Source organism: Streptomyces sp. NPDC042336 (assembly GCF_055581985.1).
The window spans coordinates 331,507-343,514 of the sequence record NZ_JBVJEA010000008.1 but is presented as its reverse complement, the minus strand read 5'-3'; the positions used below and the strand labels follow the sequence as shown (position 1 = coordinate 343,514).

The window sequence follows — 12,008 nt, the reverse complement described above, 5'->3', positions numbered from 1 at the left end:
CGCATCCGACAGGATCAACTCGGCCTTCGGCCGCCCAGTACGCGCCACCAGGCAACCCTACACAACTGAACAGAATTCCTGACTCAGAAGACTAGGGCCTGTCCGACAATTCGCGTCGTCGCCCGCGGGCAGGCGGGAATCGTCAGACAGGACCGAGCGGCAGGGTGAGTTCGAACCACACCGTCTTGCCCGCCTCGCCGGGGCGGGTCCCCCAGCGACGCGCGGCGGACGCCACCAACTGCAGACCCCGGCCGTCCTCGTCGTCGGGGCGGGCGGCGCGCTCGCGGGGCGGGTCGGGCAGCGGGTCGGAGACCTCCACCAGCAGGACCCCGGCGGCTCCCGCGGGGCCGCGCACCACCCGGACGCCGATGGGGCCGGTGGCGTGCCGCAGGGCGTTGGTGACCAGCTCGCTGACCAGCAGGGCGGCGATGTCCCCGACGCTGTCGAGGCGCCACTCGCCCAGGGTCCGGCGGACCAGGGAGCGGGCGATGCGCACGGCGTCCGGCGCCGCGGGAAAGACCCACTCCGCACAGTCGCCCTCGCCGTCACTCACGCCGATCACTTCCCCGGCCGACGACCCATAGTTGCCCGTTTTCATGGGGTTAATGGGCACATACCCTTTATCCGGGCCCAGTACCGCTCGCCGGGGTCCCCGTGTCGAGTCCCAGATGTGCGAGCACCCGCTCTACGGCCGGTACGTCCTGGCCGAGCCAGGGCACGTCCCAGATCTGGGCGGGGGTCAGCCAGCGCAGTTCGTCGTGGTCCTCAAGAGGTTCGGGGGCGGCGGAGCCGGGGCGCAGGCGGGCGGTCCACACCTGGAGGACGAACGGCGCCCGCAGGGGCCACTGACCCGGGACGCGCTCACCGGGTTCGGCCGCCACCCCCAGTTCCTCGCGCAGTTCGCGCACGAGCGCCGCCTCGGGCGTCTCGCCCGCCTCGACCTTGCCGCCGGGCAGCTCCCACCGTCCGGCCAGTTCGGCGGGTGCGCTGCGGCAAGCGGCGAGCAGACGTCCGCCCTCGACCAGGGCGGCGCCCACCACGATCCGTTCCGTCATGCGCCGGAGCCTACGGCCTGGCCGGCCGGGCCCGGCCGGCGCCGCCGCGCGTCAGTCCCCCGTGGCCGTCCCGGCCGTGCCGAGCTTCTCGACCCAGTAGAGCTGCCGGTGTCCGCGACCGTCGAGGGTGTCCGCGATCTGCTGGGCCTCCGCCCGGGTCGCGTACCTGCCCACGCGGTAGCGATTGCCGTTGTCGTCCTGCCGGAAGACCAGCCAGGGCAGAGTGACCGTGCTGTCGTTCATCGCGCCCCTCCACTTCCCGTTCCCGCCGCCCGCGGCACCTGCCTCGCCCCGCCCGCCAAGGAAACCGCAATCCGCATATGCCCGAGCCTACGCCCAACCTTCACGGAGCGAACACGGCTTTGCACAAAGAGGTACGCAACCAGCCAGAACGCAGGGGGCGCACGACGCGGAACGCGCCGTCTGCGCACCCCGTTGCTTCCGGTCACAGGCATGGCGGGGCCGGGCGGGTCGACCTGGGGGAACGACCGGATTGCGGCGCCGACACGCAGGGAACCGCGACCCCGGACGGGTGTGCGAGCGGGGTCGTGGAGCACGGGAGGCGCACGACAGGCGTGCGCCATCTCACACCGCCGCACGCCGTCCCGCGTCGCGGCAGGGCATGCCGGGGTGCGTGAACTCCCAAGGCCGGGGCCTCGTTTGACGGGCTACCTGACCGGCAGGTGGTACGCCACCCGGTACCGATCGGCCGGGACGACCACGTCCGCCGTCTCCACCGCGCGCCCGGAGGCATAGAACGTGCGGTGGACGACCAGCACCACGTGCCCGGGCACGCCGCCGAGGGCGAGCAACTCCTCGGCGAGGCCGGGACGGGCGCCGACCTCCTCGGTGACGTTGTCGACGACGACGTCGATGGCGGCCATCCGCTCGACGACACCCATGCCGCCGAGCGGACCCTCCTCGGGCAGCATCACGGGAGTGCGGCCGGTCAGGTCCAGCGGCTCCCACGACGTGGAGAGCATGACCGCCTCACCGGCCTCCCGGAAGACGTACCGCGTGCACATCACCCGGTCACCGGGCTTGATGCCCAGCCGCTCGGCGACGGCACCGCTCGCCTCGGCCTGTTCGCTGCGCGACTCCCAGGTGCCGTGCGCGTCGGCGTCGGCCTGCTCCTGGCGGAAGGGCGTGGCACCGCCGGCCGGCCGGTACCCGGAGCGGGCGACGCGCCGCGGGACGGGCCGCTCGCGCACATAGGTGCCGGAACCGGAGCGGCCCTCGACCAGCCCCTCGGCCATCAGCACCTTGCGGGCCTCCAGCGCGACGGTGTCCGAGACGCCGTACTCCTCGCGGATCCGCGCCTGGGACGGCAGGCGGGTATGGGGCGGCAGCAGGCCGTCGGCGATCTTCTTGCGGAGATCACCCGCGACACGCAGATACGCCGGCTGCTCACCGAATGTCACTGGCCGCTCCCATCAGGTTGTACAGACAGCAACAGCGTGGCAACCGTAGGTTGGCTCAGGCAAGCAAAGGCCAAAGAATCACTCGATGTGATGACTTGTGTGGCCGGAGGGCTTTACGCAGGCACTTTCTCCCCACTGGGGCCGCTCTCACACCTCCACGCCGGGGTCGTCTCCCCCGCCGTCGCCCTCGCCCCCGCCACCGCCCTCGTAGTCCGGCGGTGTGATGGCCAGGCCCAGAGCCTTGCGGGCGGTGACCGTGCTGTCGGCCACCACGAGGTCGTAGCCCTTGCCGTAGTGCTCGTAGTACGCGTCGAGGTCGGCGGCCTTCGCCGCCATGCCCCACTCCCGCTGCGCCGTCCGCAGGTCCTCGGTCAGTCCGGCGACCGGGCGCTCGGCGCCGGCGGGCCAGTCGTGCCCGTCCAGCATCGCGATCTCGCCCCTGAGCGCCTCCGAGACCTGCCCCGCCCAGACCCGGTAGCCCGCGAAGTCGTCCTCGACGGCCTCCGCGGCGGGCACCTCGTCCATCGCCCGGTTCAGGTAGCCCTCCGCGAGCAGGTACGTGTGCTGGTCCGGGTCGAGCCGCGCGCCGTCGTTGCGCAGCGAGCCGGTCAGCGTGTCCCGCTCGTCCGTGTTCCCGAACAGGCAGGTGATCTCGCGGTCACCGGTCCGCCAGCTCGCGGAGGTCGGGGTCAGGTAGTACACGTCGACGTCGGCCGGCAGCGCCCACCGGTCCATCGCGTAGCCGTCCTGAAGGGCGTAGCACCGGTCGTCGGCGGCGCGCGTGATCTCCGCGTCGCCCGGGTAGGAACCGTCCGGCAGGTCGAAGGCGGCGAACACCTCGCCGTCGTGCTCCTGCGCGCAGGGCACCTCGTCGACGTCGTACGTCACTCCCTGGAGGGAGCCGCCCGGAGTGGTGAAGCACTGGCCCTTCTCGAGGGAGTAGGCGGTGCCATCGCCGCGCGCCGCGTCCCGGAAGCCGTCCCAGAAGTCGCCGACGGCGCCCGTGGAGAGCGTCAGCACCCACAGGACCAGCCCCACGCCGGACAGCACGGAACCGGCCACCGCGAAGCCCTTGCCCCGCTCGCCCCGCTTCCGGATCCGGGCCAGCGCGATCAGTCCGAGCACGAGACCGACCGCGGGCACGAAGCACAGGACACCGAGCACGAACGCGGCGATGGCGAGCCCGCTGACGGGGGCCTGCCGGGGGTACGGCGTGAGGGGCCGGCCCCACTGCGGAGCGTACGGACCCTGGGGGTACTGCCCTTGGGGTCCCGGCGGGGGCGGCATGGACACGGGTTCATCGTAAGCGCGGTACGCGCGGGGCCGGTGCGCGGGGCGATCCGAGCGGCGCCCGCGCCGTCGTCAGCCGGACCTCAGCGACGAGGGCACGACGGACTCCTGATGCGGCACGGGCGCGGTCGGACGCGGGTTCCGACGTGTGGGCAACGGCCTTCCGGCGCCCCTCAGTTGTCGAACGCGGTGGCCCGGCTGTGCTTCTCCCACGCCTCGACGTCCTCGCGGACCTGGTCGAGGTGGCCGAGGACCGCGCTGACGCCGTCGTCGCCCAGCGGCAGGCGCAGCGGGGTGTGCTCGGCCGCCAGGGCGGCCCGGATGACCGCGGCCGCCTTGGCGGGGTCGCCGGGCTGGCTGCCGTCGCCCGCGGCGATCATCGCGCGGGTCTCGCCGACCTTGGCGTACACGCCGCTGTCCGCGCTGATCCCGGCGTTGCCGGCCTCGAACAGGCCGGTGCGGAAGGAGCCCGGCTCGACGATCAGCACCTTGACGCCGAAGTCCCGGACCTCGTCCGCGAGCCCCTCGGACAGGCCCTCCAGCGCGAACTTCGTGGCGCTGTACGCCGAGAAGCCGGCGAAGGACAGCTGCCCGCCCATGCTGCTCATCTGCACGATCGCGCCCGAGCGCCGCTCCCGCATGGACGGCAGCACCGCGCGCGTCAACGCGGCCGGGCCGAAGACGTGCACGTCGAACAGCGCGCGCAACTCGTCCTCGCCGGTCTCCTCCAGGGCGCCGACGTGCGTGCGGCCCGCGTTGTTGACGAGTACGTCGATCCGGCCGTGCCGTGCCAGTACGTCCCCTACGGTGTCCCCGGCGGCGGCTGTGTCGGCGACGTCCAGGCGCAGCGCCTCCATCTGGTCCGGGTGCGCGGCCACGAGGTCGTCGAGCGCCTCGGGGCGCCGTGCCGCGCCGACCACCACGTCGCCGTCGCCCAGGGCCGCCTCGGCGAGCGCCCGCCCGAAGCCGCTGCTCGCCCCGGTGATCAGCCACACCTTGTTCATTCCGACTCCCCGCGTGTCCGTTGTTCCGGCATCCGTTGTTCCGGCATCCGTTGTTCCGACACCAACCACCCTGGGCCACAAGCGGGTTGCCGGTCCAAGACCCACGGTGATAACCAACGGTTATGACGACGGACGTACACGTGCGGGAGCTGCGCTACTTCGTGACGGTGGCCGAGGAGCTGCACTTCACGCGGGCGGCCGAGCGCCTGTACGTGTCGCAGCCCGCGCTGAGCAAGCAGGTCCGGGCGCTGGAGCGGCAGTTGGGCGCCGAGCTGTTCCACCGCACCCATCAGGGCGTGACCCTCACCGAGGCGGGGGCGGCGCTGCTGCCGCACGCCCGACGGGTGCTGGCCGGCTGGGCCGAGGGCGCGGCGGCGGTGGAGGCGGCCCGTGCCGCGCGGCGCGCCACCCTGCTGGTCGGCATGAGCACCAGCCCCGGTCGCGGCGGTCTGCTGCCGGCGATCCGCTCCCGCTTCACGGCGGCCCACCCGGAGGCGGTCCTGCGGCTGCGGCAGACGAGTTGGCAGGACCCGACCGCGGGCCTGGCCGACCGCACGGCCGACGTCGCGTACGTGTGGCTGCCGCTGCCGGACGCCCACCGCTACGCCTGGACGGTGGTCGCCGAGGAGCCCCGCCTGGTCGCCCTCCCCGACACCCACCCCCTCGCCGCCCGCGGGGAACTGGACTTCGCCGACCTGGCCGACGAGCCGTTCCTCGCTCTGCCCCCGGAGGCGGGCGTGCTGCGCGACTTCTGGCTGGCGGTGGACGAACGGCGCGCGCTCGGCGGGTCCGCCGCCCGCCCACCGCGCGTCGGCGCCGAGATCTCCGGCACGGAGGAGACGTACGAGGCCCTGGTCGCGGGCCTCGGCATCTGCCTCGTGGCCGGCGGCAACGCCCCGCTGATCACCCTGGGCGGCGTCACCACCCGCCCGGTCCGCGACCTGTCCCCGAGCCGCTACGCACTGGCCTGGCGCCGCGAGGACGAGGGGCGGACGCTGGTGCGCGGGTACGCGGAGGCGTGCCGCCGGGTGACGGACCCCGCCTGACGGCGGCCCGGCCCCGTCCGTTCCCGGCCCGTCCGTTCTAGGCCACCGCCCGGACGGCCGCTCAGTCGTCCACGCCTCCCCCGGCACCGCCGCCGCGCACATGGGCCCGCACTCCTTGGAGCCCGAACAGGACCAGCAGTTCGACCGCGCCGCCGTCGGCGCTGCCCAGCCAGTGCGGCAGGGAGGTGTCGAACTCGGCCGCCTCGCCGGGCGACAGCGTCAGGTCGCGCTCCCCGATCAGCAACCGCAGACGGCCGCCGAGCACGTACAGCCACTCGAAGCCCTCGTGGGTCTGCGGGGTCGGTTCCAGCGGGGCGGGGCGGCTCGGGATGCTCATCTTGAAGGCCTGGGTGCCGCCCGGCCGCCGGGACAACGGCACGAAGACCATTCCGTAGCGCCGGATCGGCTTCAGGTGGATGCGGGGGTCGCCCGTGCGCGGGGCGCCGACGAGGTCGTCCAGGGGAACGTCGTAGATCCGGGCGAGCGGCAGCAGCAGTTCCAGGGTGGCGCGGCGCTGCCCGCTCTCCAGCCGGGACAGGGTGCTCTCCGACACGCCCGTCGCCGCCGAGAGGTGGGCGAGGGTGATGCCCCGCTCGCGGCGCAGCGCGCGCAGTCGTGGGCCCACCGCGTCGAGTACGTCGTCCGTTCCGGCGTCCATCGGGTCACCTTGTCATAACGGCAAGTTTCCGTGCCGGATCGTGCGACCGCTGTCAAGACTGGCCACGTCCGTTGCTCACGCCGGGCCGAGCCGACCGAGGCGACCCAGGCGATCGAGCCGACCGAATGCCAATTGAAGGAGTTCCGATGAGCGCCACCGACGCGGTCACGTTCTGGGACGGCGTGTACGCCGCCCGCCCGGCGCCCGATACCCCGCGACCGAACGTCCGCCTCGTCGAGACGGTCGCCGCCCTGCCGCCCGGCGACGCGCTGGACCTGGGGTGCGGCAGCGGCGGTGACGCACTGTGGCTGGCCCGGCGGGGCTGGCGGGTCAGGGCCGTGGACATCTCCGGCGTGGCGGCCGAACGGCTCGCGGGGATCGCCCGCGCGCACGGCCTCGGCGGCCTGGTGGACGCCGTACGGCACGACCTGGGCGCGTCCTTCCCCGAGGGCCGGTTCGACCTGGTCTGCGCCCACTACCTCCACACCCCCTTCGGCCTGGACCGCGCGTCGGTCCTGCGTACGGCCGCGCACGCGCTGCGCCCGGGCGGGCGGCTGCTGGTCGTCGACCACGGCTCGACCGCGCCGTGGTCGTGGGACCAGGACCCCGACGCGCGGTACCCGTCCCCTGAGGAGGTCGCGGCGGACCTGGCTCTGGACCCGGCGACCTGGCGGGTCGAGCGGGCCGCGGCCCCGCGCCGGACCGCGACCGGTCCCGGCGGGCGCACCGCCGAGGTCGTCGACCACGTCCTGCTCGTCCGCCGCGCGGGCTGACCGCGCGCGTCCCAAGGAGAACACCGTGCCCACCGCCCACCGCTCCCCGCACCACCGCACCCACCGCCGGGACACCCCGCCGCCCCGGACCGGCGGCAGTGAGGCGGAGACCCTGCGCGGGTTCCTCGACTACCTGCGGACCTCGGTCGCCGGCAAGGTCGAGGGCGCCCCGGAACCGCAGGTCCGCACGGCCGCGGTGCCGTCCGGCACCAACCTGCTCGGGCTGCTCAACCACCTGACCCACGTCGAACGCGCGCTCTTCCTCGGGGAGGAGGTGCGGAGCTGGCCGGCCACCTTCCGGGCCGCGCCCGAGGACGGCGTGGCCGAGGTCGTCGCCCGCTACCGCGAGACCGTCGATCGGGCGAACCGCGTGCTCGACGCCTGCGCCGACCTCGGCGAACCGCTCCCCAGGTCCCGCCCGGGCCGCCCCGCGCCCAGCGTCCGCTGGGCCCTGACCCACATGATCGAGGAGACCGGCCGCCACGCCGGCCATGCGGACATCGTGCGCGAACTGATCGACGGCACGACGGGGCGCTGACGGGGCCGGTCCCTCAGGTCGCGCCCGCGGACCCGCGTGCGCGGCGGTTGCGCCACCTGGCCACCGGTGCCGGCAGCGCGACGAAGGTCCGCGGGTGCATCGCGTGCGCCGTCAATTCCGCGGCGACGCCGCACTTCCCGACCGCACGGGCACCACGGGACGTTGACACCGGTGACCGGGTGAGCGAACGCTGGCAGGAGCACGATGTGTCCCGCACATCCAGGGCACCACCTGCGCCACGGGCATTACAGGCACCACAGGCACAGGCCTCACAGGCATCACAGGCCTCACAGGCACCATCGGAAGGAGACGGCATGGCGAACAAGATCGAGATCCGTCCGCTGGACAAGAAGGAAACCACCGGCGACAGCGGCGGTAACGGCGGCGCCTGACAGGGACGCGCCCATGCACCGCTACCTCACGGTCGCGGCAGTCACCGAGGCGGCGCGGCGGCTGGTCTCCTGGTTCCCCGGGGCCTGCCGCCTGCGCCGGATCGGCACGTCCCGGGCCGGCCGGCCGATCCTGATGCTGTCCGTGGGCCACGGGCCGCGCCACGTCCTGGTGGTGGCCCGGCCGCACTCGGACGAGCCGGTGGGCGGCGCGACCGCGCTGGCGCTGGCGGAGCGGGTGGCCGACGGGGACCGGCGGTCCACGGCGACCGACCCCGACGCCGTCACCTGGGACGTCGTCCTGTGCCTCGACCCGGACGGCGCGGCCCTGAGCGAGGGACTCGAAGCGGCGACGGCCGGCCCCGGACACCCCCTGGACGGCTACTACCGCGCCGCCTTCCGCCCGGTCGCGGCGGAGCAGCCGGAGTGGGCGCCCATCGAGGGACGGCGAATGCCGGAGAGCCGTGCGCTGCTCGACGCGATCGACGAGCTGCGGCCCGTGCTCCAGTGCTCGCTGCACAGCGTCGACGTCGGCGGCACCTGGGTCCAGCTCACCCGTGACCTCCCGGGCCTCGCGGCGCCCTTCCGCGCGTCCGCCGCCGCGGTCGGCGTCCCGGTCCAGCACGGCACGTACGACGCCCTGTACTGGGAGAACCCGGCCCCCGGCATCCACGTCCTGCCCCCGCCGGACAGCACCGCCCGGCTGGCGGCCGGGTCTGAGAACATCGGGCGGTCCACCTGGTGCGCGCCCCAGGCGTACGACGGTGTCACGGCGATCGTCGAAGTCCCCCTGTGGGCCACCGAGACGGCCGACGACCTGTCCCCGCACCCGGACCCGGCCGGGGCCCTGCGCGAGCTGTCCGGGCTGGTGCGGGAGGGCGGCCGGCAGGTGACCGCCGTATTCGACAAGGCCCGGGGCTTCCTGCCGCCGGCCGAGGACAGCCCGCCCAGACGGGTACTGGAGTGGATGGCCGACGACCTGTACGACCTGGTGGCCGACGCCTGGGTGCCCCTGGTCCGGCAGGCGGAGGACGAGGGGCCCCGCGCCGAGACCTCACCCCGGCTGACGACGGCCGGGATCAGCGCCCTGGAGGTCGTCGCACGCCGCCAGCCGCTGCGCGCGGCGGGGCTCCTGCTGCGGCTCCTGCTGGCGGCCGACGATCCGGCGGCTACCGGACTCCGCCTGGAGCTGGACGAACTCTTCACCACCTGGTGCACGGATTTCGAGTCGTCCCTGCGGCTGCGCTGGGTGCCCGTGTCCGACCAGGTGGAACTCCAGGCCCGCACGGTGCTGGCGGCGGCGGAGTGCGCGCTGGAGCGCTGAGGCGCCGGAGCAGTCCTGGACCGGCGGCGTCAGCTCTCCCAGGCCCGTCGTTCCTGGCCGCGGGGGTCGTCGACCTGCGTCCACTCGGCGTCGATGCGCATGGTGGCCCGGCGGTCGGTGTCGTACGGGTCCCAGCCCGGATCGCCGGTCCGGGCGAAGCGGACCCAGGTCCCGTGGACGCGGGTGGCGAGGTCCGCGGGGGCCCGGTCGGGGCCGAGCAGGGCGCCCGGGCCGTGGAGTTCGGGCAGGTCCGCGAGGTCGAAGACGAAGGGCAGTTCGACCGCGTGCGTGGCGCCGAGTTCTCCGTCCAGGGCGTGGGAGCGCCAGGCGAACTGGTAGGCGTGGGTGGCGGACCGCGGATGGGCGGCGTGGGCGTCGGCCAGGGCACGGCTGCCCGCGCCGAACAGGGCGTCGCCCATGATGGCGGAGCGCAGTTCCGCGAAGGACGCCCCCGGGCGGGACGCGCGGTAGGTCTCGACCAGCCGCGCGGGATCGGGGTGCGAGCGTGCGGCGTCGTCGACGTCGGCGGCGGTCGAGGTGGCGTATCTGCCCACCGGGACCAGGTAGAGGTTGCCCTCCTCGGTGTTGGTGCCGACGAGCAGGTCGACGTCGGCGGATCGGCCGGCGGCGACGGACGCGGCGGGCTGGCTGTCCAGGACCAGGCTGAAGGGGCTGAGGCCGATCAGCGGGTCGCGGTGGGTCCCGGTCCGCAGGTCGATGCCCGCGAGCCGGCCGGCCGCCTCGACGAGCCGCTCGTCGGGGATGCCGGCGAACGCGTCGACGTGGGGCTCGACGCCCAGGGCCTCGGCCGCGGCCCTGGTGACGCGGGCGGCCTGCTCGGGCGTGAACGCGCCCAGGCCGCTGCCGCTCTGCACGATCGCGCGGCGGAACAGCCCGGCGGCCTCCGGCGTGGCGAGGACACCGCCGACGACGGTCGCCCCGGCCGACTGGCCGAAGAGGGTGACGTTGTGCGGGTCACCGCCGAAGCCGGAGATGTTCTCCCGCACCCAGCGCAGCGCGGCGACGACGTCGAGCAGGCCGCGGTTGGCGGGTGCCCCGGGGACGTCGAGGAACCCGGCGATCCCTAGCCGGTAGTTGAGGGTGACGAGGACGACGCCGTCACGGGCGAACGCGGTGCCGTCGTACAGGGCGGCCCGCGTCGATCCGGCGACGAAGCCGCCGCCGTGGACGAACACCATGACCGGCAGTTCGCCACCCGCGGCGGCGGGTGCGAAGACGTTGACGGTGAGGTAGTCCTCGCCGCGGCTCCAGCCGGGGCCGAAGTAGGGCGTCATGTCGATGTCGCCGAGCCTGCGTGCGGACTGCGGGGCGGTGGGTCCCGGCAGGGTCGCGTCCCGTACGCCCTCCCACGGCTCGTGCGGCCGCGGCGGGGCGAACCGGCCCGCGCCGCGGGGCGGGGCGGCGTACGGGATGTTCAGGAAGGTGCGGGTGCCGCCCCGGCGCAGGCCGCGAACGGTGCCCTGCGCGGTGGTCACGACGGGGTCGGGGTACTGCTGGTTCATGTCGCGTGTCCTTCTCGTATGTCCTTCTCGCCTTTCCTTCCGCGGCCTCAGCCGTGCTGGGTGTACTTGGCGAAGGGCGCCCAGCCCTTGACGGCGAACTTGCCCCCCTCGCGGACGACCTCGGCGGCGCCGTGGCCGCCGAGGTGCGCGGGGAAGACGAGGGCGTTGCCGTCGGCCGCCGAGCCCAGGAGCCTGCGGCGGGTGGCGCGGGCTGCGGCGGGGTCCTCGCAGAAGCAGCTGTTGGCGTCGGGTTCGTGGATCTGGATCGGGCTGTGCAGCAGGTCGCCGACGAACAGGGCCCGGTCGGAGCCGGACTCCAGCCGCAGCACGGACGAGCCGGGCGTGTGGCCGGGGGCGAGGTCGAGGCGCAGGTTGGCGTCGATCCGGTGGCTGCCCTCCCACAGCCGGGTGAGGCCGGCCGCGTGCACGGGGGCGACGCTGTCCTCGAAGACGTTCTGGTTGCCGCGGCCGAGCAGGGTCCTGATCTCGTTGGCGGGGTTCCAGTAGTCGAAGTCCGCCTTGGCCATGAGGTAGGTGGCGTTGGGGAATGTCGGCACCCAGGTCCGGCCGTCGAGGTAGGTGTTCCAGCCGACGTGGTCGACGTGCAGGTGGGTGTTGATCACGATGTCGACGTCCTCGGGGCGGACCCCGGCGCGGGCGAGATTGCCCAGGAAGTCGGTGTCCAGACGGCTCCACACCGGCGCGTACGGCCGGTCCTTGTGGTTGCCGACGCCGGTGTCGACCAGGATGGTCCTGCCCTCGCTGCGCAGGACCCAGGTCTGGATCGCGGTGTTGACGATCCGGGTCTCGGCGTCCAGGAAGTCCGGCACCAGCCAGGAACGGTGCGTGTCCCATGCCTGGGCCGGGCTCTCCGGGACGAACGCCTCGGGCGTCAGGTCGACGGGACCGTAGTACTCCCGGACGCGGGTCACGGTGACATCGCCCAGGGCGATGGTGTCCATGGGGTGCTCCAGTGCAGAAGGTCGG

General features: G+C 74.0%; 14 protein-coding genes. 5 read left to right on the top strand and 9 right to left on the bottom strand.

Features of this window, described 5'->3' with window-relative positions; genetic code table 11:
- Positions 1–142: 142 nt before the first annotated feature.
- From ACZ6IM_RS20230 to ACZ6IM_RS20205, 6 genes are all read right to left on the bottom strand, one after another.
- On the bottom strand, positions 143–598 hold the full coding sequence (locus tag ACZ6IM_RS20230; RefSeq protein WP_052840873.1) for an ATP-binding protein: 456 nt from the start codon (positions 596–598) through the stop codon (positions 143–145).
- A gap of 22 nt (positions 599–620) precedes the next feature.
- On the bottom strand, positions 621–1,055 hold the full coding sequence (locus ACZ6IM_RS20225; RefSeq protein WP_469557896.1) for a (deoxy)nucleoside triphosphate pyrophosphohydrolase: 435 nt from the start codon (positions 1,053–1,055) through the stop codon (positions 621–623).
- Between the two features lie 51 nt (positions 1,056–1,106).
- A complete protein-coding gene (locus tag ACZ6IM_RS20220) occupies positions 1,107–1,298 on the bottom strand; it encodes an SPOR domain-containing protein (RefSeq protein WP_469557893.1) in 192 nt (63 codons plus the stop codon).
- Positions 1,299–1,723: 425 nt separating this feature from the next.
- Positions 1,724–2,476, bottom strand: a complete 753-nt coding sequence (locus ACZ6IM_RS20215) for a GntR family transcriptional regulator (protein ID WP_052840876.1) — start codon at positions 2,474–2,476, stop codon at positions 1,724–1,726.
- A gap of 147 nt (positions 2,477–2,623) precedes the next feature.
- Positions 2,624–3,769, bottom strand: coding sequence for a DUF4190 domain-containing protein (locus ACZ6IM_RS20210; RefSeq protein WP_469557891.1), 1,146 nt, complete (start codon positions 3,767–3,769; stop codon positions 2,624–2,626).
- 170 nt (positions 3,770–3,939) lie between these two features.
- Positions 3,940–4,770: an oxidoreductase gene (locus tag ACZ6IM_RS20205; protein WP_052840878.1), complete on the bottom strand. Its 831-nt coding sequence runs from the start codon at positions 4,768–4,770 to the stop codon at positions 3,940–3,942.
- A gap of 122 nt (positions 4,771–4,892) precedes the next feature.
- On the opposite strand from ACZ6IM_RS20205, the gene ACZ6IM_RS20200 reads away from it, so the two are divergent.
- The gene (locus tag ACZ6IM_RS20200; RefSeq protein WP_052840879.1) at positions 4,893–5,816 is read left to right on the top strand and encodes a LysR family transcriptional regulator; all 924 of its coding nucleotides are present in this window, start codon (positions 4,893–4,895) and stop codon (positions 5,814–5,816) included.
- 61 nt (positions 5,817–5,877) lie between these two features.
- Here the strand turns inward: ACZ6IM_RS20200 and ACZ6IM_RS20195 are convergent, their stop codons facing one another.
- On the bottom strand, positions 5,878–6,474 hold the full coding sequence (locus ACZ6IM_RS20195; protein WP_469557886.1) for a helix-turn-helix domain-containing protein: 597 nt from the start codon (positions 6,472–6,474) through the stop codon (positions 5,878–5,880).
- A gap of 146 nt (positions 6,475–6,620) precedes the next feature.
- Between ACZ6IM_RS20195 and ACZ6IM_RS20190 the strand changes: the two genes are divergently transcribed.
- The 4 genes from ACZ6IM_RS20190 to ACZ6IM_RS20175 all read left to right on the top strand — a co-directional run bounded on the left by ACZ6IM_RS20190 (position 6,621) and on the right by ACZ6IM_RS20175 (position 9,498).
- Positions 6,621–7,247 carry a class I SAM-dependent methyltransferase gene (locus tag ACZ6IM_RS20190; RefSeq protein ID WP_052840881.1) on the top strand — a complete coding sequence of 209 codons (627 nt, stop codon included), beginning with the start codon at positions 6,621–6,623 and terminating at the stop codon, positions 7,245–7,247.
- A gap of 25 nt (positions 7,248–7,272) precedes the next feature.
- Positions 7,273–7,785, top strand: a complete 513-nt coding sequence (locus ACZ6IM_RS20185; RefSeq protein WP_052840882.1) for a DinB family protein — start codon at positions 7,273–7,275, stop codon at positions 7,783–7,785.
- A gap of 179 nt (positions 7,786–7,964) precedes the next feature.
- Positions 7,965–8,177 carry a hypothetical protein gene (locus tag ACZ6IM_RS20180; protein ID WP_469557882.1) on the top strand — a complete coding sequence of 71 codons (213 nt, stop codon included), beginning with the start codon at positions 7,965–7,967 and terminating at the stop codon, positions 8,175–8,177.
- A gap of 13 nt (positions 8,178–8,190) precedes the next feature.
- Positions 8,191–9,498, top strand: coding sequence for a M14 family zinc carboxypeptidase (locus tag ACZ6IM_RS20175; RefSeq protein ID WP_052840883.1), 1,308 nt, complete (start codon positions 8,191–8,193; stop codon positions 9,496–9,498).
- Between the two features lie 29 nt (positions 9,499–9,527).
- Here the strand turns inward: ACZ6IM_RS20175 and ACZ6IM_RS20170 are convergent, their stop codons facing one another.
- Together ACZ6IM_RS20170 and ACZ6IM_RS20165 are read right to left on the bottom strand one after the other, a co-directional pair.
- Positions 9,528–11,021, bottom strand: coding sequence for a carboxylesterase/lipase family protein (locus tag ACZ6IM_RS20170; RefSeq protein ID WP_469557880.1), 1,494 nt, complete (start codon positions 11,019–11,021; stop codon positions 9,528–9,530).
- Positions 11,022–11,068: 47 nt separating this feature from the next.
- Positions 11,069–11,983: an MBL fold metallo-hydrolase gene (locus ACZ6IM_RS20165; RefSeq protein WP_052840885.1), complete on the bottom strand. Its 915-nt coding sequence runs from the start codon at positions 11,981–11,983 to the stop codon at positions 11,069–11,071.
- Positions 11,984–12,008 lie beyond the last annotated feature (25 nt).